At 38.6% G+C, this 22,041-nt stretch carries 23 protein-coding genes and 5 pseudogenes; 10 read left to right on the top strand and 18 right to left on the bottom strand.

Annotation, left to right across the window (positions count from 1 at the left end):
• Nucleotides 1–10: 10 nt before the first annotated feature.
• On the bottom strand, nt 11–568 hold the full coding sequence (locus BFL01S_RS03985) for a hypothetical protein (protein ID WP_061784946.1): 558 nt from the start codon (nt 566–568) through the stop codon (nt 11–13).
• An 85-nt stretch (nt 569–653) separates the two neighbouring features.
• The gene (locus BFL01S_RS03980; protein ID WP_061784945.1) at nt 654–1,526 is read right to left on the bottom strand and encodes a LysR family transcriptional regulator; all 873 of its coding nucleotides are present in this window, start codon (nt 1,524–1,526) and stop codon (nt 654–656) included.
• 192 nt (nt 1,527–1,718) lie between these two features.
• On the opposite strand from BFL01S_RS03980, the gene BFL01S_RS03975 reads away from it, so the two are divergent.
• Nucleotides 1,719–2,936 (top strand): MFS transporter, encoded by a 1,218-nt coding sequence (locus BFL01S_RS03975; protein ID WP_061784944.1) that lies wholly within the window; start codon nt 1,719–1,721, stop codon nt 2,934–2,936.
• Between the two features lie 317 nt (nt 2,937–3,253).
• Here BFL01S_RS03975 and BFL01S_RS03970 read toward each other — a convergent pair.
• Nucleotides 3,254–3,652 (bottom strand): annotated as a pseudogene (locus BFL01S_RS03970) (2-thiouracil desulfurase family protein); the annotation flags it as partial.
• Nucleotides 3,646–4,113: pseudogene (locus tag BFL01S_RS03965) on the bottom strand (threonine synthase); the annotation flags it as partial. The pseudogenes BFL01S_RS03965 and BFL01S_RS03970, both read right to left, overlap by 7 nt.
• Before the next feature lie 122 nt (nt 4,114–4,235).
• Between BFL01S_RS03965 and BFL01S_RS03960 the strand changes: the two are divergent.
• From BFL01S_RS03960 to BFL01S_RS03945, 4 genes and pseudogenes are all read left to right on the top strand, one after another.
• A complete protein-coding gene (locus BFL01S_RS03960; RefSeq protein ID WP_061784942.1) occupies nt 4,236–6,350 on the top strand; it encodes a GDYXXLXY domain-containing protein in 2,115 nt (704 codons plus the stop codon).
• 96 nt (nt 6,351–6,446) lie between these two features.
• The gene (locus BFL01S_RS03955) at nt 6,447–6,635 is read left to right on the top strand and encodes a hypothetical protein (RefSeq protein WP_035321404.1); all 189 of its coding nucleotides are present in this window, start codon (nt 6,447–6,449) and stop codon (nt 6,633–6,635) included.
• A 2-nt stretch (nt 6,636–6,637) separates the two neighbouring features.
• On the top strand, nt 6,638–6,877 hold the full coding sequence (locus BFL01S_RS03950) for a DUF6366 family protein (protein WP_139109179.1): 240 nt from the start codon (nt 6,638–6,640) through the stop codon (nt 6,875–6,877).
• Between the two features lie 206 nt (nt 6,878–7,083).
• A pseudogene (locus tag BFL01S_RS03945) lies at nt 7,084–7,383 on the top strand (SDR family NAD(P)-dependent oxidoreductase); the annotation flags it as partial.
• A 166-nt stretch (nt 7,384–7,549) separates the two neighbouring features.
• On the opposite strand, the gene BFL01S_RS03940 reads toward BFL01S_RS03945, so the two are convergent.
• The gene (locus BFL01S_RS03940) at nt 7,550–8,293 is read right to left on the bottom strand and encodes a GntR family transcriptional regulator (protein WP_061784941.1); all 744 of its coding nucleotides are present in this window, start codon (nt 8,291–8,293) and stop codon (nt 7,550–7,552) included.
• 567 nt (nt 8,294–8,860) lie between these two features.
• On the opposite strand from BFL01S_RS03940, the gene BFL01S_RS03935 reads away from it, so the two are divergent.
• On the top strand, nt 8,861–9,136 hold the full coding sequence (locus BFL01S_RS03935) for an AbrB/MazE/SpoVT family DNA-binding domain-containing protein (RefSeq protein ID WP_061784940.1): 276 nt from the start codon (nt 8,861–8,863) through the stop codon (nt 9,134–9,136).
• Nucleotides 9,137–9,278: 142 nt separating this feature from the next.
• Here the strand turns inward: BFL01S_RS03935 and BFL01S_RS03930 are convergent, their stop codons facing one another.
• The 3 genes from BFL01S_RS03930 to BFL01S_RS03920 form a co-directional block, all read right to left on the bottom strand.
• Nucleotides 9,279–9,773, bottom strand: a complete 495-nt coding sequence (locus BFL01S_RS03930) for a hypothetical protein (RefSeq protein ID WP_061784939.1) — start codon at nt 9,771–9,773, stop codon at nt 9,279–9,281.
• On the bottom strand, nt 9,770–10,183 hold the full coding sequence (locus BFL01S_RS03925) for a bleomycin resistance protein (protein ID WP_061784938.1): 414 nt from the start codon (nt 10,181–10,183) through the stop codon (nt 9,770–9,772). Before BFL01S_RS03925 ends, BFL01S_RS03930 begins: the two co-directional genes overlap by 4 nt.
• A gap of 68 nt (nt 10,184–10,251) precedes the next feature.
• Nucleotides 10,252–10,797, bottom strand: coding sequence for a hypothetical protein (locus BFL01S_RS03920; RefSeq protein ID WP_061784937.1), 546 nt, complete (start codon nt 10,795–10,797; stop codon nt 10,252–10,254).
• Nucleotides 10,798–10,936: 139 nt separating this feature from the next.
• Here BFL01S_RS03920 and BFL01S_RS03915 point away from each other — a divergent pair.
• Nucleotides 10,937–11,526: pseudogene (locus BFL01S_RS03915) on the top strand (DUF421 domain-containing protein).
• A gap of 55 nt (nt 11,527–11,581) precedes the next feature.
• Here the strand turns inward: BFL01S_RS03915 and BFL01S_RS03910 are convergent.
• Nucleotides 11,582–13,012 carry an Ig-like domain-containing protein gene (locus BFL01S_RS03910; protein WP_169799838.1) on the bottom strand — a complete coding sequence of 477 codons (1,431 nt, stop codon included), beginning with the start codon at nt 13,010–13,012 and terminating at the stop codon, nt 11,582–11,584.
• A gap of 243 nt (nt 13,013–13,255) precedes the next feature.
• On the opposite strand from BFL01S_RS03910, the pseudogene BFL01S_RS19855 reads away from it, so the two are divergent.
• Nucleotides 13,256–13,749: pseudogene (locus BFL01S_RS19855) on the top strand (3-oxoacyl-[acyl-carrier-protein] synthase III C-terminal domain-containing protein); the annotation flags it as partial.
• Between the two features lie 56 nt (nt 13,750–13,805).
• Here BFL01S_RS19855 and BFL01S_RS03905 read toward each other — a convergent pair.
• From BFL01S_RS03905 to BFL01S_RS03895, 3 genes are all read right to left on the bottom strand, one after another.
• Nucleotides 13,806–14,750, bottom strand: coding sequence for a ring-cleaving dioxygenase (locus BFL01S_RS03905; RefSeq protein ID WP_061784936.1), 945 nt, complete (start codon nt 14,748–14,750; stop codon nt 13,806–13,808).
• A 27-nt stretch (nt 14,751–14,777) separates the two neighbouring features.
• Nucleotides 14,778–15,575 (bottom strand): HNH endonuclease signature motif containing protein, encoded by a 798-nt coding sequence (locus BFL01S_RS03900; protein ID WP_061784935.1) that lies wholly within the window; start codon nt 15,573–15,575, stop codon nt 14,778–14,780.
• Nucleotides 15,576–15,713: 138 nt separating this feature from the next.
• Nucleotides 15,714–16,040, bottom strand: a complete 327-nt coding sequence (locus BFL01S_RS03895; protein WP_025911836.1) for a nucleoside triphosphate pyrophosphohydrolase — start codon at nt 16,038–16,040, stop codon at nt 15,714–15,716.
• Nucleotides 16,041–16,204: 164 nt separating this feature from the next.
• On the opposite strand from BFL01S_RS03895, the gene BFL01S_RS03890 reads away from it, so the two are divergent.
• A complete protein-coding gene (locus tag BFL01S_RS03890; RefSeq protein ID WP_061784934.1) occupies nt 16,205–16,774 on the top strand; it encodes a DUF6434 domain-containing protein in 570 nt (189 codons plus the stop codon).
• A gap of 29 nt (nt 16,775–16,803) precedes the next feature.
• On the opposite strand, the gene BFL01S_RS03885 is transcribed toward BFL01S_RS03890, so the two are convergent.
• The 6 genes from BFL01S_RS03885 to BFL01S_RS03860 all read right to left on the bottom strand — a co-directional run bounded on the left by BFL01S_RS03885 (nt 16,804) and on the right by BFL01S_RS03860 (nt 21,606).
• Nucleotides 16,804–17,028, bottom strand: a complete 225-nt coding sequence (locus BFL01S_RS03885; protein ID WP_025911834.1) for a hypothetical protein — start codon at nt 17,026–17,028, stop codon at nt 16,804–16,806.
• Nucleotides 17,029–17,098: 70 nt separating this feature from the next.
• Entirely contained in the window at nt 17,099–17,542 is a 444-nt protein-coding gene (locus BFL01S_RS03880; protein ID WP_025911833.1) for a hypothetical protein, read from the bottom strand.
• Between the two features lie 139 nt (nt 17,543–17,681).
• Nucleotides 17,682–18,155, bottom strand: a complete 474-nt coding sequence (locus tag BFL01S_RS03875; protein WP_061784933.1) for a hypothetical protein — start codon at nt 18,153–18,155, stop codon at nt 17,682–17,684.
• A 153-nt stretch (nt 18,156–18,308) separates the two neighbouring features.
• On the bottom strand, nt 18,309–19,514 hold the full coding sequence (locus tag BFL01S_RS03870; RefSeq protein ID WP_061784932.1) for an MFS transporter: 1,206 nt from the start codon (nt 19,512–19,514) through the stop codon (nt 18,309–18,311).
• 140 nt (nt 19,515–19,654) lie between these two features.
• A complete protein-coding gene (locus tag BFL01S_RS03865; protein WP_025911830.1) occupies nt 19,655–20,224 on the bottom strand; it encodes a TetR/AcrR family transcriptional regulator in 570 nt (189 codons plus the stop codon).
• A gap of 125 nt (nt 20,225–20,349) precedes the next feature.
• Complete coding sequence (locus tag BFL01S_RS03860) at nt 20,350–21,606, bottom strand: YeeE/YedE family protein (RefSeq protein WP_025911829.1); 1,257 nt, start codon at nt 21,604–21,606, stop codon at nt 20,350–20,352.
• A gap of 152 nt (nt 21,607–21,758) precedes the next feature.
• Here BFL01S_RS03860 and BFL01S_RS03855 point away from each other — a divergent pair, with 152 nt between their 5' ends.
• The gene (locus BFL01S_RS03855) at nt 21,759–21,974 is read left to right on the top strand and encodes a hypothetical protein (protein WP_061784931.1); all 216 of its coding nucleotides are present in this window, start codon (nt 21,759–21,761) and stop codon (nt 21,972–21,974) included.
• Nucleotides 21,975–22,041 lie beyond the last annotated feature (67 nt).

Raw genomic sequence — 22,041 nt, 5'->3', positions numbered from 1 at the left:
CATTTCGACATTAATATTCATAAGCTTTTAACTCTTCTTCAAATACCATTTGCATCGCGGTAAAATCATCTGGATGGGCCTTCATCGCATCATGTAGGTGGTTTAGCTCAAACTGCGAAGTAATCTCGTATTCTTTTAAATATTCATAGCTTTCAAGCTGTTCTTTAACCACGTACTGCTGCATCGTTTTGTTCTTAGGATATTTCTCTTCGGCAGCTTGATAGACCGCATGCTCAACCTCTTTTTTATCTAATGACAAAATTGGATTCGTAAGCGTAGCTGAAAAAGCTGTTGGCGTATCATGACTGGTTGCCGTTTGACCTGCGAGCTTATCTTCAAGCTCAGACAGCTGCATTTTTACATGTTCAAGCTGCTTTAAAGCCTGATTTTTTTCTACGAGGACTTCTTTCTTTTCTTCTGTCAGTTCAGCAAGCTCTTCTTCTAGCAGTGAAATTTTTTGATAGCTCGTAATAATAAGTGCAGAACAAAATAAAAAGACAATCGTTAGCGCAAGCATCAGCGCAAGAAACCACCATTTTTTATAAAGAGGCATTGGAACTGTTGACATGTAAAACCCCTCCTTTATAGCTTGGCACACTCTTTTAATACCCATGTATATGCGTAAAGAAGGGATTTTATTTATTGATAGACGGCTAAAACGTTTTTAATACAAACTCTTTAAAATTCTGCACGGCTGGTGAAATGTATCTTCCTTTAACCCAAGCTATGCCAATAAGACGTTCGCATTTCGGGTAGTGGATTGGAATTTTCACGATATGACTTTGATCTACTCCTTTTAAATCCGGCAAAATCGATACGCCAAGCCCAGCGGCCACAAGCCCCGCAACCGTGTCTGCTTCTTCTCCTTCAAAGGTTACGTGAGGATTCACACCCACTTCATGAAGAAACTGCTCAACCGTGACGCGTAGGCTAAACCCTTTTTTCAAATGAATAAACGGTTCTTCTACTAGCTCTTCAATGGTTATTGCTTCTTTTGTGGCAAAAGCATGATTCGTCGGCACAATCGCAAATAACTCTTCTCTCCAAAGCTCTTTCCACGCTACGGGTTCTTTAATACCCATGGGAGAGATTAAGCAAATGTCTAACTCTCCTTTTTCCAGCTGATCTAGTAGAATATGCGTTGGACTCTGTCTAAGTGAAAAGTTGACCTTGGGATACTGTCTGCGAAATTCCACAAGCAAATCAGGTATGAGGTTGGTGCTCAGCGTATGTAAAAACCCTAGAGAAACCTGACCTTGTTCAGGGTCAAGTAAATGCTGAATCTCTTGCTTCCCTTTCTCAAATTCACTCATCATATTCGTAACGCTTTTTAGTAGAATTTCACCGTACTGATTTAAGCGAATCGATCTTCCCTGTCGTTCAAAGAGTGAAACACCGATTTCCTCTTCAAACCGAGCTAGCGACCTGCTTAAAGCGGGTTGCGTAATCGAAAGCTCCTTGGCTGCTTTTGTCATATGCTGTAAGCGTGCTAAAGTCTGGAAATACTCAAATTGCTGCCATTCCACCTCGTTTGACACCCCTTCCACTCATTACATAAATACATTAAAATCATGATAACTATGCATTATACATTATATATCAGAAGTGATAGGATATACAGGAGAGAAATTCTTCTATAGCTATAGAATCGAAATTAATAATCAAAAGGATGGATAAAACATGTGTGGAGAATATGATCATGAACAAGTGATGATAGTATGAGCTATATTCAGCAGGGAACAAAAGCGTTTCGCAAAACGAGCTTTGCATTTTTTGCAGCGGGCTTCAATACTTTTGCCATTCTTTATTGCACTCAGCCATTAATGGTAACGTTCACAAACGAATTTGATGTTTCACCGACTATCGCAAGCTTATCGCTATCCATCACAACTATTACCCTCGCCATCAGTATGCTTGTCTTTGGTTCTCTTTCTGAAGTCTGGGGTCGAAAACCTGTGATGGTTTATTCGATGTTCACTGCTTCTGCGCTTTGCATTTTAACAGCTTTTAGTCCTAATTTTTATATATTATTAGCATTTCGAGCACTCGTCGGAATCGCTTTAGCAGGGTTACCGGCCGTTGCAATGGCTTATCTTGGCGAAGAGATTGAAAGAAAAAGCTTAGGTGCAGCCATGGGATTATACATTAGTGGAAATGCAATTGGAGCCGTAGCGGGGCGCGTCATTTCAGGAGTTGTCAACGACGCAGCCAGCTGGCATCTTTCCATTGGATTAATTGGAATTATTAGCTTAGTTGCTACAATTATTTTTTGGCGCAGCCTACCTGCTTCAACAAATTTTGTACCGCGTAGCCTCAATGTCGTAAGTTTAGGAAAATCACTAGTTGATCACTTAAGAGATCCTGGCTTACTCTTTTTATTCTGTATTGGCTTTTTGCTATTAGGAAGCAACGTTGCTTTGTTTAATTACATCGGCTACGTGCTAACCGCTAAGCCTTACGGACCCAACGAATCTGTTATCAGCTGGATTTTTATTATTATGATGATTGGAACATTCAGCTCGATTTGGAACGGAAAGCTCATTGATCACCACGGTAAACAGCCCATCTTGCTTGTGAACCTACTCGTTTCGTTTGCAGGTGTCTGCCTTACGTTGGAAACCCACTTACTCTTAAAAGTTATCGGTATTGGCCTCTTTACCTTCGGCTTTTTCGGCGCTCACTCCATCGCTAGCAGCTGGGTGGAACAGCGAGCCCTGCACAACAAAGCACAAGCTTCGTCCTTATATTTATTTTTATACTATACGGGTTCAAGCGTCGGCGGGACTCTAGGCGGGATATTCTGGTCACACTACGGCTGGCACGGCGTTATTGGAATGATCGGTGGATTTCTACTGACTGCCGGAATATTAACCGCTTGCTTATCAAAAGTAAACGTCAAATCAACTGCGCTTGTAAAAGCAAAGGAAAGCTATTAAAGAAGGTGCTATAAACAGTAAAAAGCTCTGTGAGAATAATTCACAGAGCTTTGGGTTTGTTATCATTCACGAAAAATGGCTGAACTTTTTTAACAGGAAAAGAAACTGACATGACCTACTATTTAGATTATTTTCACTAACTTTTTTGTAAAAATACTATCTTTTTCACTTGGGCTCATACACCATCTTCTTCCCCTCTACTCAAACCACTTGTCATCGTCAGAAATCCACTTATTTTGATGCAAGTCCAAGCAAAGGTCGTGGTCGTGGAAGCTAAAATAACTTCGAAGCTTGATGGAAGAGCCACCCGCTTCTAACTAACAGCTATAAAACCAGCTTGCAATGGGACTCTTTTTAACTATTGCTTTGTACTCCTCTTCTGAAAACACTTCAATGGAATGTCTTCGTAAAAGAGCTGTTGTCACTCCCATTCCGGTAACTTGTGTCCCTTGAAACGTGCCGTTGTAGATCATCGAACTTCCGCATGAAGGACTGCTTTCTTTTAACACCACAACAGTTGCGTTTAGCTCTTGTGCTTTTTCAAGCGTTTGATAAGCTCCTTGTATGTATAAACTCGTCACGTCTCTACCTGATTTTTCAATCACGCTCGCCGTTCCGTCTAGCACATCTTCAGCGCTTCCTCCAACAATTTCTGCTGGCTCGCGCGGCGTGGTAAAACCACCTAAAAGCTTGGGGCAGACTGGAACGGCTTTTTTGGAGACGTACTACTTGAAAGAAAAATATCACAGGCAATGCCGACTCTTTTGGCATAGGCTGCAATCGCTGTGCCAGCATTTCCGCTGCTATCCGCAATGACACTTTCTAGCTTTAACTCTTTTGCTTTTGCAATCAATACGGCTGCTCCGCGATCTTTAAAAGAGAGTGTAGGCATCATGTAATCAACTTTGACATACGTATTGGGGGCATTTGGTTCTAAGGAGATAAGCGGCGTGTTGCCTTCTCCCATTGTTACTCGCTTCCAGCTGTCTGCTTCTTTTGAAAAAGGCAGTGCATCAACATAGCGCCACATCGTTGGCAGGTGGTGATGAATGTTTTCACTTTGGAAAGCTACCTTTTCCTTTAACAAATCCAATACTCCTCCACATTTGCACTTCCACAGCATGTCTTTCACAGGGTACGTTTGATGACACTCGCTGCATATATATGCTTCATTCATGTAAACCTCTCCCTTCGTTTAACTACCTATATTATACAATAGTAGAAAAATTCTTCGTTTGTTGTAAAATTTTTCTTACCACGCTAGTATATAGTAGTATAGGCGAAAAAAGGAGAGATTTTATGAGACAAAACCTTGTAAAGCTTGGTTATTTACTGGGCATTTCGTTAGTGTTGGCAGGAATACTGTATTTCTTTGCATCAAACTGGCAAGGGTTTGACCGCTATACAAAAATCGCCTTAAGCATGGCAATGATGCTTTTATTTTACGGAAGTGGATTTGTTAGCAGAATGCTGTTACCTCACCAAGCATTTCTTAGTCACTGGCTGCTCGTTGCAAGCTCCATTTCATTTGGTTTAAGCACTGCGCTCGTCGGGCAAATCTATAACTCTCATGCAGACGGGTATTGGTTATTTTTCATTTGGCTCTTACCAGCCGTTTTATTTAGTGTATTTACAAAATATCAGCCGTTTTATGTTCTTTCGTTTATCTTACTTCAGCTCACCATGTACTTTTATATTTCACCAACTGCCGTTTTCCACCGAACAGAAAATGAAGAAATTTTTCTTTACCTTACAATGGCGTTTATCAACGCTCTTATCTTTCTATTCGTAAAAAAGCAATATGTAAAGTCGCCTATTGTAATGTATGGTGCTTTTATTGTCATTCACTTCATCTTTTTAAGCATTTCACAACCAAATTATACTGTGCTAAGCGTAAGCGTTTTGATTGCTTATATCGCTCTATCAATTGTTTCACTGTTTTATTTTTCAAAAGTACAATCACACAAAGGATTGTTAGGAATTTCAATCGTTGCCGCTGCGCTGCTCGTTGTCCAGCAAGTTTTGTGGTATCTGTTCGATAACTATAGTGAGCTCACTTTATTTTTGGTACTTGGATTTGTTTTTTTATTTGTTGCGGCTAGCGTTTGGTTCATTAACTGGCTTTCTCACCACACCAATGCTCAGCAAAGATCGCTGCGTGTAATTAAACAAATTATTATCATAGGAATTACGGCAATTGCTTCTATTTTAGGTAGCATATCCATTGGTGGACTTGTAACGCTCTTTACTGGCGAGTATTCACAAAACTTCATGATGCTGATTGGAACAGCCATTATGCTTTCGTTTTTCGTTATCAAAGCGGCTGTTCCAACCGTTAAGTATACCCTTTTTATGACGGGCTTTTTAATCAGCGGAGTATCCGCATTCTTTGTATACGATGCGCTGTTCTTTATCTATTTTGTACTCTTTGTATCACTTCTATGGTTTGCTAAACAAAAATCCCTGCGCGCAGCCATCTACACGCTTGCTCAGCTGTTGATACTTATTAAGCTACCAACAACTTATTATGAAGCTATTCAACTTGATTACGTTTTAATTGCGCTCATTCTTTTAAATGTCATTGTGTGTTGTTTGACAGCTTGCCTACCTTTTAAAAGAAGCTCACTTTTGCTTACGTTTATCTTTTCACTTTCCCTTATTGGAAGCGTGAATTCACCTACTCTAAACATAACCTACAGCATCTTGTTCTTTGCTTTTTCTACGGCGTTTCTCTTTAAAAGCGTGCGGAAAGATAAGAAATTTGAGTTTACAGCTTCGATTATTTTTTGGTTTATCTTTTTAGGAACGCAATATTATGACTACCTTTGGGATCTTCTCGATAAATCGTTCGCACTTTTGCTATTAGGTGCTTTATTTACCGCATGTAGCTATAAGTTTGATCTTGTTGAAAAACAACACCCTTCCTTTATCGAGCAACATAAAAAAAGAATAGTATTCATCATTGCTCTACAGCTTATGATTCTTGGCGGATTGTTTATGAAAAATGAAATACTTCTCCAAAGTGGAAAAGAAGTGAAGCTCGAGCTAGCTCCGTTAGATCCACGCTCTCTTTTACAAGGAGACTATGTGGAGCTACATTATGAAATTTCTGATATTGAATTAGAAAAGGTTAAAGATGGTCAACGTGTTCAACTGCTGCTTCGCAAAAATAAACAAGGTGTTTTCGAATACGCAAAGCAGTATAAAATTCATGATAAGTGGAATTCTCCTTATCAAGCAAAGAAAGGTGATGTTCTCATAACAGGTACGTACTACAGCTGGGGAATTCAATACGGCATTGAGCATTACTTTATTCCAGAAGGAACCGGTTTACAAATCGAGCAAGAAGCAAAGCATGCCAAAGTCAAGGTTGGAAAAAATGGAGATGCAATTTTAGTAGAGGTAACACCATAACAAAGAGAACCATTCCTTGCATTTTTTGTCCACGGAATAGTTTTTACTATTTTTACCTATTCTTTTAAAATTGTCTTGTAGAAAGGTGTGAATAAAATGAGTATTAATACGTATTTAATAAGGCTTTCCTTCATGATTATGTTGATATTTGGCGGTATATTTATTTTTCGCTATGTCAAAGCGAACGAATTACTGCTGGATTCGCTGCTCCCTTTTGCAGTAGCCTTTCTTTTACTACTTAGTTCCGTTATTTGGCGCAAAAAAATGAGAAAAGAGCTTAGCTAAAAATGAGACAAAGTGGAGATGTGTATATGAAAACTCATAATAGAACACCTGAAAATGAGCGAGAACAGCTGCGCCAAAAGGAATTAGAAAGTAATCATGCCGGAAACTTACGAGATGCTATAGACCGTGCGCAAATTGGCACTTCTCCTAATGGAGCTGGAGGCTCGGGCTGGAAAAGTACTGGAATTCCACTTATTGTTTTAATAACTGGATTCTTTGTAGTAGCCATCTTTCTTACCTAATGAGCGTGGAATTGTAGCAGATACGTATACTAAAAAACGTGTAGAGATGTCTCTACACGTTTTGCTTTGCTAGCATCTTTTTATAGGTTGATATCTTATGAGTTAACATCTCTTCTGTAATGATTAAGGTTTGAAGCTGCTCTTGGATAGCAAGGTGATGATTCTCTAAAAGTTCAAGGCGAGCTTGAGCTGTCTTATCCCCTTCTTCAAAGTTCTACGTCAGTGTATTTACAGAAGGCCTTGGCCAAGAACTTCAAGCAAAAGGTGCAAAAATGAAGGCAAAAGTGCTGGCACCAGCCGCTACTGAAACCGAGTTTGCTAATCGTGCTCGTGGAACAGCAGGATTTGACTATAAAGGTAATGTACCAAAATATCATACAGCAAAAGAGATGGCAGGCTTCTTATTAGATTTATATGACGGAGATAAAACTGTCGGTATTGTAGACGGGCACACGTATGAATTTGAGCTTCGTGATCCTATCTTTAACTATGCGGGAAATCGATAAGCAAACAAGCAGCTGAATGATTCAGCTGCTTTTATGTTAATAACTCACCGGATTCACCTACTAAACGTTTAATCATTCTTCTTCGTCATGAATAAGCGCTGCGTCGATATCACATAAAGGTGTTCCTAACATAAGACCAACAACATACACACCAATCTCTATTTCTTTACATCACCTGATTAGTACGAAGCTCTCCAATTTGAGACGATATCTTGAATCTTTCGCCTGCATATACTGAAATGACATATTCAAAAGGCTTATTGTTTGTAAGGTATGTCACCGTTTTAATTAACAGTAAAGGTGCATTCATTTCTAAATTTAAATAGTTTGCTTCTTGCTCATTTGCAAGCGTAGCTTCAACCGTTTGTTTCGCGTCACCGATTTTCACATTAAAATTCTTTTCAATAAAGCCATGTAGAGAATGCGTAATATTGTTGTCTAGCACGTAATCCCTATATTCTAGGGGCAAAAAAACCGTCTCTAGTGCTACTGGCACGCCATCTCCGTATCGTATCCTCTTTATGGATAACACTTTTGAATCGTCCTTCAGCGCTAGGTTATGTTTGACAGATCTTGAAGCGGTAATTTCATCAATGGATAAAATAGTGCTGGTAGGAACCTTCCCCTTCTGATGCATTAATGAGGTAAAGCTCGTTGCTGCTACTAATTTTTGTTCAATCTTATTCTCAAGTACAAACGTTCCTACTCCTCTTTTCCTTGTCAAATAGCCTTCATCAACTAATTCTTGAATTCCTTGTCTCACAGTTAGTCGACTGACAGACAATAGCTTAGAAAGCGTGTTCTCGGATGGAATCGCACTTCCCGCTTGCCATTCTGTTGACATAATTTTTTCTTTTATCATTTCTTTAATTTGATAATAAAGAGGTGTAGAAGAGCTTTTATCAATCATAAAAACTCTCCTTTCACTCTGCCATAAGCTAATAAATAAGCATTATTCTCCACCGTCATTGTTGTATCAGTCCTTATTCTTTATACGACTGATTATACGATAAGAAGTGAGAAAGAAAAACCCTGTGGCTACTTATGAAATTAAAATGTAGCTTCTCCCTCCTAAACCACCCATAATATTAAACAAGTAAACTATCCTAATATATTTTTCCAACCACAAGAATCTAATCCAATCGACAAATTCAAACAAAATACTTACCATTTTTTTAATACAAACAATGAGAGGGATTCTTCTTCATAAAGTTTAGTTATCACGGCTGTTACATTAACTGATGATAACAAACAGATATTTCAAGAAAGAAACGCTCCATTTGTAAAATAATTTTATTTTATTAACCTTGATATTTATGTACATTCAGAATATTTATAGACATTATTTTACAAGTGAAAATATTTACAAATTACTATTCAAATTAAAAAAAGTAAACATGTATTGCTGTCGTTTCACATATTTTAGTTAAAGGATTAAAACAATCCTGTTCATTTGAAGGGTCGTGAGGAGGAACTTATGAAAAGTCTAGGAATCGTACGAAAAGTAGATGAGTTAGGGCGCGTTGTCATTCCAGTTGAGATGAGAAGAGTGTTGGGAATTAACATAAAAGATCCTTTAGAAATCTTCGCAAAAGACGGCGAGCTTATGTTAAGGAAATTTGAGCTAGAAAATAAATGCCTTATAACAGGAGAAGTAACGCCAGAAAATAAGCAGTACGCAGAAGGTCTTATTTTAAGCCCATCTGGTGCCAGGCTTTTATTCGATCAACTAAAAGAAGGTTGGGACATTTAACTTTAAAAAACTGCAAAATAGTAAACAAAAGCAAATCCCCCCTACTGTAAATACATTCGAATAGAGTGTGATTTTTTACAATAAAATATACATATTAAATACATCTTATCAATAAAAAACCTTTGTTAATTCCACAAATGTGCTAGTCTATTCCATCCAGTTCCTTCACTGACTTTATCAACTTTTCAGCTCTCCTCAAAATCTCCTCTTTCAACATAGTTTCTGTCAACTTTAAGTAGTAGTTATCACCGTATAGAAAGTCATCAATTAAATTACTAATTTCTACAAATGATGCCAGTTGTTTTGGAGAATCTAACTCATATATGATGAGGGTAGACAAGTCGTATACCTTGTTGAAAAGATCATCTGACTGATTGATTAATTCTTCAAGCCTTTTGTATACAACATATGTGGTGCATTCTTGTTCAGTTGGTACTTTTAGTTCAAGCTCTTCCACAGCTCTTCGAAAATAGTGTTCCGCTTCAAAAATATTATAAGGTTTTTGAAGAGCCGCCAGAATATATAAAGATGTAGATTCATAGTCACTCTCTATCATAGAAAAAGCCCATGGCAAGTAATGTTCAGCAACTTTTACATTGTCTTGATAAATATGATAGTGCAACTCTAGCGTGTTCATACTGCTTTCTTTCCTATATCTTCAGCCAGCCGTAATAAATAACCGTCTGGATCCATAACCAAGAACTCTTGTTGTCCATAAAGTTTATCATCAACGCGATACCAGCTTTCTGTAAGTTTATACTTAATTGGATAATCATACTTTTTTAATCGACTGTAAATAAACTCAGCGTCGTCTACCATAATCTGAAAATTAATACCTCGCCCAAATGGATAAGCTAGCTCACCTGTATTCCAATATCCGTTTACCTGTTCAATCATGATTTCACACCCACCCAAGGTCAGCATGGCAAACTTGTCCTCTTTTCGTTCGTATTTTACCTTGAATGTTAACAAGTTGATGTAAAAGTTCAAGCTCTTCTCTATATTTGAAACTGATAGCTCAGGTGTTAGTTTAGAGCCTGTAAGCATATAAAGGCCTCCTTCCATTCAATGCTTTTTACTTGTATCGAAGCGTTCTGTTTTTTAATTACAGATTTTCATTTCCATACTTTAAGGTACTTCTTTTGATACTTCGCGTCTGTTTCTATCTCTACTAGCTTTAGTGCCTGCTGCTTTAATTTTTCATCATTTGTTTCATCGTATAGATTTCGTAAGCCTTGAATGATATCAAAGCGAATAAGAGTGGCATTTTTTTCGCCTTCACATGTATGAAAGCGATCAACTAAGTGCTTAAGAACTAACTCTTTTTGTCCGTCTCCTGCTAAGCCCACTTTCCAGATTGCCTGTAGGGCGTGACGAGCCGTAACAAATTTTTCGTCTTTGGTTACTTTCCACAAGGAACCAAAATCAGTTAGTATTCGTTTTTCCTGATCACTTTTCGCAAGACCTGCAAGAATTTGAGCTCCTCTTGCTCTTTTATGGTTATCAGCATCTCCTAACCACCTCATTAACTCCTCCCACACTTCATAAGCCCAATCTACCGGTTCAGAAGTTGCGTTTAGAATTTCTTGAAAAGCTTCATACTGAAGGGCTTTATCAGCTGCTTCTAAGTTTTTAAAATGGCTGCTCATAGACTCGTTCATACTTTCCTCCATTGATACTATTTAAATTTATATGATTCATATATTTTACCATATGAAATCTCTCACCTCCTATCTATACATAAAAAAACTCCTTTTTAACCAACCTAAAATTCAGGAATAAATAGGAAAAGGTGAAAGAATGAATTTCATATGGCAATCGCTTATTTTAATCTTAACAGGTATATTTTTACTTAGGATAGCTGGACGTAAATCCATTGCTCAGATGACGCTAGCTCAAACCGTTGTAATGATTTCACTAGGAACTATTATCGTTCAGCCTATTGTCGAAAAAAGCATGTTTAAAGCAATTATAGGCGCTGCTGTTTTTGTACTAGCTATCTTGGTTTTAAAATACGTACAGGTGAAATCCAATGCGCTAGAAAAGTTCATTACAGGCAAACCAAAAGTTGTAATTGAAAATGGCCAGCTTAATTAAAAAAACTGCGTTTAACCATTGATCAGCTTGAAATGCGGCTTCGTAATCAAGGCGTGGCAAAGCTAGAACACGTAAAATCTGCCACGATTGAACCCAATGGACAACTTGGCTATGAGCTAAAAGAATCGGAAAAGCCATTAACAATCGGAGAATTTAAAAACTTAATGAATCTTTATTTTCCTCATTTAGCTCAGCAGTTAGAGAACAGTCCACCTAGTGACACAGGAACTCAAAAGGATCTGTTTCAAGAGATTAACTATCCAAAAACGGATACCCCTCGTTATTTACAATGAGCTCTCATAAAAAATGCACCTCAGCTAATATTCTGAAGTGCATTTTTTATGGTTATTAACGCTTTACAACCGTTACGTATGAAAGTTTACTCACATTTCCAGCTGCATCTTTTGCCGTTACGTTTAAAAGAGTCCCTTTTTTCTGTGCAGCAATTTTCACGGAATACACGCCTTTAGAGTTAGCTTTCGCATAACCCAATCTGTTTTTACCGGCATTCACCGTTACCGTTGAGTTTGCTTCCGCTTTACCCGTTACTACTTTATCAGTTTCTTTTACTTTATTAACCGTTGGCTTTGCAGGTGGCGTCACATCAGCTTTTACAACTTTGACATAGGATAAGCTGCTGACATTTCCAGCTGCGTCTTTTGCCGTTACGTTTAGCGTCGTTCCTGCTTTTTGAATAGGAATACTAACAGAAAATGATCCGTTTGAGCTTGCTTTTACATAGCCAATTCGATTTTTACCAACGTTCACCGTTACCATTGAATTCGCTTCTGCTTTTCCTGTAATGACTTTATCATTATCATCAACTTGATTAACAATTGGCTTCGCAGGTGGCGTCACGTCAACGCTTGTCACTTTGACATAGGTCAAGTTGCTGACGTTTCCAGCTGCATCTTTTGCCGTTACGTTTAGCGTTGTTCCTACTTTTTGAGCTGGAATACTAACAGAGAACGATCCGCTCGCATTTGCTTTCGCATAGCCGATTCGATTTTTACCAACATTCACTGTTACCGTTGAGTTCGCCTCCGCTTTTCCAGTGATTACTTTATCATTGTTAGTAACTTGATTCACTACTGGCTTTGCTGGCGCAACGTTATCAACAAACGCCGCTGACAAAATATAAATATCTTCTTCCGAATTATCATCAAGGTCATCGATATTATCAAAGTCAATAACTGGAACATAATAAGTACCAGCTTTGTTTACTTGATACACTTGCGTTTCAATCTCTTCGTCAAACTCGCTGCCTAAGTAGCTGACATTATTATTATCTTTATAATCTTTTTCGGTAACCGTAAAGCCTAAACCGATTACAGGTGAAGAGGCACCTCCTGCTATAATGAATGCGCCGGCTGTAGGAACATTCACTTTATACATGTCCAAATCGTAAAGTGGTAAAAGCTGACCAATGACTGTGTTACCGTAAGACATTATATTTGCTGTATGAAAATCATCATTGGGCTCTGATTCAAAAACAATTTCTTCATTATCAAAGCTTACGCTTGATCGCTGAAGACTTTTTGCTGCTTTATTTGAAAATGGTGCTGGCATATTTAACGACTTCAAAACATCTGACTTTACCTCGTTTATTATTTCTGGCTTCACAATGTTTTTTTCTAGCTTTTTGCTAACCTCTGCCTGCTCTTCAATTGTTTTTTTTGATACATCATAATTATTCGCTTCTGCGTAACCTGTCCCCATCGATAACGAAGAAACCAATAAACCTGCAGTTAATGCTGTAACAACCTTCTTCTTACTCATCAAAAAATCCCCCTAAGTCCCATTCGGTTACTTTTTACTCACGACTATAATACTACTATTTTTCTAATAAAACTATTAATTTCTACATCTATTTTTCGACAAAATCTACTTTGGTTTGAATAAGGTCCGTTTAATTATAAGAATATTTAAATATACAATTATTTACATTTTTTTGTTATATAGCACTAATATTTAATGATATAACCTAGTCATAAAGAAAGGTGTTTTAATAGTGCAGGAACATTTGATTTTAACGCAACGTGCGCTGGCTTTACTTACAGATTACATATTGCCGATAGCTTTATTACGTCTGGATTACACCAAAAAGTCTTAGTTGTTACAGCAGAGACACTATCAAAAGTAACGGATTATAAAGACCGCTCTACCTGCATCCTATTTGGCAACGGGGCAGCAGCGGTAAGCACGTGTATCGAACGAACTTATCCACAACGATGAACGAAGAGCAGCTTCAAACACCTGGTAAAATGGTTCAAAATGGACGCGAAGTGTACAAATGGGCTACCAGAACCGTTCCAGCAGGTATTGATTCGCTGTTACAGCAAACCAATCTTCAAAAAGAAAACATTGACTGGTTCGTCCCGCACAGTGCCAACTTGCGAATGATTGAGTCCATTTGCGAAAAAGCTGAGTTTCCGCGCGAAAAAATGCTAACGAGCGTCGAGTATTACGGCAACACATCAGCTGTTTCCATTCCACTCGCTTTGCAGCTCGCCTTAAAAAACACGCAACGAAAAACAACAGAAAAGCACAGCTATAAAAACAGCTGTGCTTTCTATATATCCAACGGACGTAAATTCGCTTCAATTTCTGCTCGACGCGGTTCTAAAAATGGCGGTAGAGCGAGCTTCTCTCCCATCGTTTCTTTGGGCTCGTCGGTCGCAAAGCCAGGCGTATCGGTTGAAAGTTCAAATAAGATACCGTTTGGCTCTCTAAAATAAATTGCTTTAAAATAGTAGCGTTCGACTTCGCCGGAGTGAGGAATACGAGCTTGCTTTAAGCGTTCAAGCCAGTAGCGGTATTCTTGCTCATTTGGGACACGAAACGCAACATGATGAACGCCACCTCTTCCAAGCCTTGCTTTTGGCACCCCGGGTTCTTCTACAATATGTACTTCAGCTCCGCTTCCCCCTTCTCCTGTTGCATAAACTTTCATTGAATTATAAGATTTCACATGACGAAATCCCATAACGTTTGTTAGGATATCCGCTGTTAGCTTCGCTTCTGCAACTGTTAACGTAACCGGACCTAAGCCAATAATTGCATGCTTTTCTTCAATATCTTCTCGCTTCCATGGAACACCGGCACGTACACCTTTTTCTCCGTTATCTGCAACAAGCATCAGTCGTGTACCTTCGTAATCACGAAACGCAAGCGCGTTGCGACCTGCTTGGTTTGTCATCTCATCGTGATCGATTTCTAGCTCTTCAAAGCGTTGCTTCCAATAGTGAAGGGATTCCGTCGTCGGCACACGCAAGGATACGGTTGAAATATCCGTTGTTCCCGGGTAGGTTCTACCAAGGCCAGGAATATCAAAATAAGTGACTTCCGTTCCAGGTGTTCCTTCTGCATCTGCGTAAAACAGATGATATGACTGCGGGTTATCTTGATTAACCGTCTTTTTTACAAGACGCATTCCCAGTACGTTTGTAAAGAAGTCATAATTTTTTTCGGCTTTTCCCGTTAAAATTGAAACGTGATGTAGACCTAATAGTTCCATTACTTTCACGCCTTTCTATTCGTTCAGTTATTGAACAGCTTCTAGTTCTTTTTCTTTAATTAGTGTACCCAACCTTGCATTGTAATTTCCGCCACCCTGTCCATGGTGAATATGACTATGACAAATTGGACAAAGAGCCGCAACTTGGTCCACTCTATTTAACCCGCTGTCGGTTAAGTGGTTGATGTGGTGAAGCTCTAGATATGGCATTCCTTTTTTATCTTTAAACGATGCTGGTGCACCGCATGATTCACACTTTCCGTTCGCTCGCGCTTTTATATAACGATGAAGGAAAGCTACCTTTTTCGTTAAGTTCTTTTCCTCATAGAATTTTTCTAACAGCTCTTCTTGTACCGTTGAGTTAATGCTAATTGCGTTCGCTTTCTCTTCTAATACATGGTTGCGTTTTAGTTCAAACATAATCGCTTCCCGAAAGCTTCCGTCTGCATCCCACATCAACTCAAGCTGATGGTTTACATACGTCATCTCATCTAAAAACTCAACAATTCCAGACTCTACGTACTGAAATAAATAGATGGTTTCACCGTTTGCCGCGTGTTCCATCACCGCTTTATTTCCTTTGATTAGCTGCATCGTACCACGCTGTCCTTCTCCAGTATAAAAGAAGGTTGTTTGATCGTCGTTCCATCCATGAGAAGTACCGTATTCTTCACCGCTCATCTTTGTAAAAATAAAGATGTATGGGTATTCCTTTGGCGTTGAAATTTCACTTTGCTCCTGCCCTTTATAAAGATCATGAATTTGCTTGCGGCGATATCGCTTTCCTCGTACAAAAGCCTCACCAAACTGTAAATCTGTAATCACAATTGTGCCCCCTGATGTAGATCTCTTTTCTTAGTTTTAGTGTACCATAAAAAAGCACAACTTGAGTTTAGTTGTGCTTAAAAAGGAGCGTCTTTCTTTGGACCATTATCGTTTTAAAAAAGGTTTATATACTAAGAGTTATTGATCTTCCACCTCTACTAAAAAAACTCTTTCGTTAAAGCCACCTTTCTCATCTGCTTTTTGCTGACGCACATGTTCCAGCTGCTGAGGAGTTGCGCCGTTTAATGCAGCAAGCGCATAAACAACTTCTAGTAAATCCGCAAGCTCTTCTACTGCCTCGTGCTCCGTTTTGGCTTCCTTATATTCGCTCCATTCTTCTTCAGCTTTTTTCTTTAGTTCCTTTTTGTATTCATCAATAGTTAGGTTGCTTGTTGTATACTTCTTTCCGCTTTGTTCGATAATCTGCGGAATGTAATCACGGACTAGCTTATTATAAGCAGGCATTTGCTCGGCTCCTTTCCTCTAAATGATATGACTAATTATACTAAAAGGTGGAAATAAGGTGTAGTAAAGTGAATCGTTATGAATGGTATATTTTCTCTATTATGCCATTGACAAAACACGAACTAATGTTCTAATATTGAAATAGATTGAAAGGATGGTTATGTATGAGACCTAAACTGAATCAACACATTAAGACAAAAGAATTTCTCAGCTATTATTGGTTAAAGAAAGAACTACAAGGTTTTTGCCACGACCACCACATCCCCAGAAGTGGATCCAAAGCAGAATTAACAGAGCGAATTCATCTCTTTTTGCAAACTGGAGAAATAAAACGTCCTGTTCATAAAAAGACGGGTGCTCCTAACGGTAAGAAGTTAGAAGAACTGAGTCTTGACACTGTTATTACAAAACACCATCGCTGTAGCCAAAGCGTACGGACATTTTTCAAAACTATCATTCCAAACTTTCATTTTTCAACCTATATCCAAAACTACTTTAAACAGAACAGTGGCAAGACATATCGTGATGTTGTGACGGCCTGGTATGAAGAAGAAAGCCGAAAAAAAGATCCTTCCTATCAGCGAGAAATTGGAGCCCAGTTTGAATATAACCAGTTTACAAGAGATTTCTTTGCAGACCCAACCAACAAAGGGAAAAGCCGTGCAGATGCAATTGCAGCGTGGCGTGCAGTAAAAGAACAGCCTGGAGCTCGAACATATAAAAGAAAAAACTAAGCACCGTACATGCCTAGTTTTCTACTACATTATGAAAGTCGTTTTGAAATAAAAAAGGAAATTGTTGCTGCTAGCATTGCTACTACAAGCGGAAACATATAAGTACTTTCACCAAAGGTAACCGTGCTTCCTAACGTTCCAACTTCTTCCGTCAAGCCTGGCTCATACAGCATTGTTAACAGCATACCACTACCTACTTGCAATACAAGCATTAACATTACAAAGCTAGCAATGAAGGCTATGTAATTTTTCAATGAATCCCCCCCTTTATTTCTATTACGAACGACCATCCAAAAAGTTTCATTTTATGGAAAATAAAAGAAATTATTCTTCATTATTGTTCTTCAACAAACTTTGAATATAAAGAGCATCTTCCACAGGAATTGTAGAATAGTCAACTTCATCCCACGTCTCACCCGTACGTTCCGCTATAACAGCTCCCTTATCGTTTAGCCAAAGACGAGACTCAACTAATAATGCCGATTGCTTTGGACTATTAAATGCTACGTAAAGATCCGGATTGTTTATATCTACATCCGCAGTATCAATGCTTTCTCGGTGAGCGTAAATCAGCGATAAGTTATCAACAGCAGCTTGATTTTCTAAGTCCGTAATGACCTTTTGAACGTCTGTCTCTCCGTCCTTCCCGTCGCCAATCCAGATTTCCCGAGTGACTTGATCAGACGTGGATTTTCCAAATACGTATCCTCCTAGAAAAAGTAAAAGCGCACCTATTATAATGGCAAATGGCTTGAAGTATCCTTTCACACAATAACCTCCTACAGTACTAATGAGTTTAGTATATCATTATTTTTATAAAATTCGTTATTTTCTTCCTTTTAGCATCTTATTCACCAAAGTTCCCCCTAACGCTTCCATAAAAAAACCTCTCTGAAGCAGAGAGGCTTTAAACGATAACAACAAATAAACTAAATAGCGCAATTGGAGCTACAAAAAATCCAAGTACATGCTTCCAATGATATGGCGTCTTTTTAAGTGCCAATAAGCGATCCACAATAAAGAAAAAAAGCAGCATCGGGATGAAAAAAAGTGATAAAACAAAATGTAAAGCACCCGTAATCCACCACTTGTACTTACCTTCCCAGCGATTTGTAATCGTTTGCGCAGTTAGCTCTACCACAAAAGAGGTTAAGATAACAGCTGAGCCTACAATAAAAAAGTAGTACCCAAGCGCGAAAAAACTCCCTTCTTTCTTAAACTCCTGAATAAAGTTAAGGATAGTAAAGTCAGCTGGCTTATCCGCAGGTATAATCGCCGTGACAAACGCTAAGACACTAATGGCAACAACCATGATTAGTCCTGCAATAAGCTTACGACTAATTAAATAGCCCATCGACTTTACAGATGAGGTTTCATTCATATATTCGTTCCTTCCTTATGTATCTTCTCTACTTTAATAAGTAGCAACATACAGCCTAAGCTGAAATATTTTACTAAAAGTGTATGAAACAACCTGTCAAAAGTCAATGAAAAACGTCCTATCCACTAGGAATAGAACGTTCTTCAACCACTTTTACTTCTCAACAACTGGATTTGACTGAGCTACTCGCTTTCCTACTGTTAACGTTAAGACGAAACAAACGAATAAAACGATGGCCGCTGCTACATATGGAAAGTTGATATCAATATCAAATAAAATCCCTGCAACAAGAGGTCCTGCAATGTTTCCTAAACTTGTGTAAGCAGAATTTAAGCCGGCTACGTAGCCCTGCTGTTCTTGAGCAAGTTTTGACATTTGTGTACTAATAGCTGGTCGTAAAATATCGATTGCTAAAAACAGCGTAAACGTTACGACAACAATCAACCAGTATGCATGCGTGAACAAAGTTAAAAGTACGAATAAGCCTGCTACAAACAGACAGATTGAAATAACCCTTTTCTCACCAAACTTATTGACAATCCACCCAAAAATAGTGAGCTGAACAACAGCTCCTGCAATGGAACCAAACGTGATAATAAATGCTATATCTTTTGGCGTAAAGCCGAATTTACGATCTACAAATAAACCAAATACCGTCTCATAATTCGCTAAGCCAAACGAAGCAACAAACACAATAATTAAGCTTAAAAAGTACGGTTCCTTATACGAATTACGTAACTGTGTAAATAAGCTCTGCTTTTCTGTTTGAAGTGGGTCAGCCTTCACGCGTTCTTCCATTGGTGATTCAGGCAGAACAAATAAGGTAAGTAAGGCTGCGAAAACTCCTGCAACGGCTGCTGAATAAAACGGGACTCGCATGCCAAATTCAGCAATGAATCCACCGATTCCAGGGCCGATGATAAAGCCTGTTGTGATTGCTGCATTAATATACCCCATTCCTGTTGCGCGCTCTTTTGGCGTCGTAATATCAGCTGTATAAGCCATAACGGCTGGCATAATTAATGCTGCACTAATTCCGCCCAGCATACGAGCGCCAAACAATAGCGCCGGTGCATTGGCAATTCCAAATAGCCACTCTGACACGGCAAAGATCAACATACCGGTAACGATCATTTTTTTACGCCCAAAAGAATCCGATAATCTCCCTGCAACAGGTGAAAAGATAAACTGTGTTAACGAAAATGCAGCGACAAGCATTCCAACGATACTTCCGCTAATTTGAAGCTCAATCATATAAGTTGGCATAATGGGAATTACAAGACCTATTCCCATAAACACCAAAAAGATGTTAAGCATTAAAAGCAGCATGGCTCCTTTATTTCTTAACAGTAGTGACATAAATAACCCTCCAACTTTCTCCTATATTCTCCATAAAACATGAAAACCATTTTTGTTTTTTTAGTTTTTATCGACCGATAAAAGAGACTGACTCCCATGAAAACAAGAGATATGCCAGACTCTGTCGTATGCGCTCTATTTTAAAGTTCCGATTTTACCTTACTTGTTAAAAGGCCGTGCAATAGCATATCAACAATCGTATCGAGCGCATCTGATACGGTTAATCGATTTTCTAAAAAAAAGCTTCGATCTAAAGTCGAATTCACAGCGTCGATGATTACCTTCATCATTAAATCAAGATTTCGATTTACAATAATTCCTTCTTCTATTCCTTGCTTTATGAGCTCTCTCAGTGAGTCCCACTGGTTCAAAGCCACATTTAACTGCTCCCACTGTGCTGGGTAGTAGCGCTTCATCTGCTCAATGATACATAAGTCATAGAAGTCATTATACTCTGGAATAACGGTAATAACTCGCTTGATTTTGTCCACCAAAGATAGATTTTCATTATTCACAATCGCTTCGGTTTTCTGATCAAAATCCTGTAGCGTTTGAGTGATAATGGTATCTAAAATCTCTACTTTGGACGAGAAATGTTCGTACAGCGTCCGTTTACTAATGCCTAGCCTTTTAGCTAAGTCATCCATTGTAAATTTCATTCCTTTATGATGAATCTCTTCGATAAATGCCTGCATAATTCGCTCTTTCATTATCAGTCCTCCTCGTGATAAACTCATAAAACATTTTTAGTTTTTCTATTTTCTCATTCTATCTCACTTCTCATATAAGTACAAGAAAAAAACCTACTTGCTGAAATAAGCAAGTAGGTTTTCTCTTAACAAATCGAATCGTTTGGTTTTGGATTCTTTAATCCGAACAATGGTCGAATAAATAAGGCTAGCGTTGTTCCTAACATTGCCATAACCATCCATACCCAACCGTGTAAGCTAAACGATGCGATTCCTCCAAAATAAGCACCAATGTTACAACCAAATGCTAAGCGAGAACCATAGCCCATTAATAGGCCACCTACAACTGCTGCTCCTGCAACTCCTGGCTTAATTTTACCAGGCTTGAACGTTCCTTGAGCTGCCGCTGAGATAAACGCGCCTAAAATAATGCCAAAGTTCATTACGCTTGTAGAGTCGGCAAGAACCGTTTGCGTTAACGCTTGACCATTCGCTCCTTGGAAATAACCCCAAGTCGAAACATCAATTCCTGTTGCCATTAACGCTTTACCACCCCATAAAGCAAATGCTGACGTAATGCCCCAAGGGTTACCGCGTACTGTTAGCGTTAGAGCATTTAAAAGTGCTAAGATAATTGCTGCCGCAAATAATGGCCAAGAACCACGAATAACTTTCTTCCATCCTGTTGTTGTTGGAAGCTGCTTCATCATTGGCGGATTTTTCTTTTTAGCAAGCTGAACTGTAATCCAGTAAATAACTGCAAATGCCACCATTTGAACAACCCATGCACCGAAATAGCCAAGCCCAGTTGATTCAGCTAACGAAATTGGTTGGAACGATGGCATATCCTCCATCCAAAATGTAAAGTGATACGCTGCAAGTAGTGAACCTCCAATGAATGAAACGAGCGTAATGATCATAGAAGACGAACCGCCACCAAGATTATAAAGAGTACCTGATGCACATCCGTTTCCTAGCTGCATTCCAATTCCGAATAAAAATGCTCCTACCACCACACTCACGCCTACTGGTGACACATAACCTGCCGGTGTCGTACCGGTAAAGCTAAACCCAGTGCTTAAAATAATAGCAAACAGCGTGGAAGCTACTGCTAGCATAAGCATATGTGCCTGTAAACCTTGTACGTTTCCGACCGACATTAATCGTCTAAACGCTGAAGTAAAACCAAATCGTGCATATAGTAACGTCGCGCCAAGAGCGAGACCGATAATAAATAATACACCTTGTGTCCAATTTGTTGTGTTTACAATCGCTGTTAGTAACACGACCGAAATTAAAATTCCGACAATAACTAACGGCTTTTGCATTGGACTAAGCTCCGTAACAACCGTTGTGCGAGCTGAATTAGTATGCTTAGAAGTTTGTACAGTTGTTGATGCCATGATATACACCTCATATCTTATAGATTTAGTAAGAATTAAACTTTTTTTATCGTACAACATATCTTTTATCCTGTAAACCTCTTTGCTCTCTTTTCATCGAAAGAGTTGATTTTCAGTGCTTCATCCATTATTTTTAAAACTAGGTGATAAAAGTGAAAGTAGAAAAGCTGAAAAAAACGCTAACAACTGTAGGTATTGTAATTTTTGTTTTAATGTTTATCGTGAACTTAATTATTACAAAAGGAGCCATTGTGGACACGCTAATTCGCATGTCTTCTCTTATCATTCTCTTGCCTATTTTTTTATTTTTCGTCTATCAAATGGGGAAGACACACTATAAACGTTTGGAACAAGAAGAAAACGAGTAGGGAACTCCCTACTCGTCAATCTACAAAAATCCGGAAACGTATATTTTATGGTTTACTTTGAATGATT

Origin of the sequence: Priestia flexa NBRC 15715 (assembly GCF_001591565.1) — a bacterium.
Taxonomy (GTDB): Bacteria; Bacillota; Bacilli; order Bacillales; family Bacillaceae_H; genus Priestia; species Priestia flexa.
The sequence above is the reverse complement of the archived record's forward strand: the minus strand, read 5'-3'. Positions and strand labels throughout refer to the sequence as shown.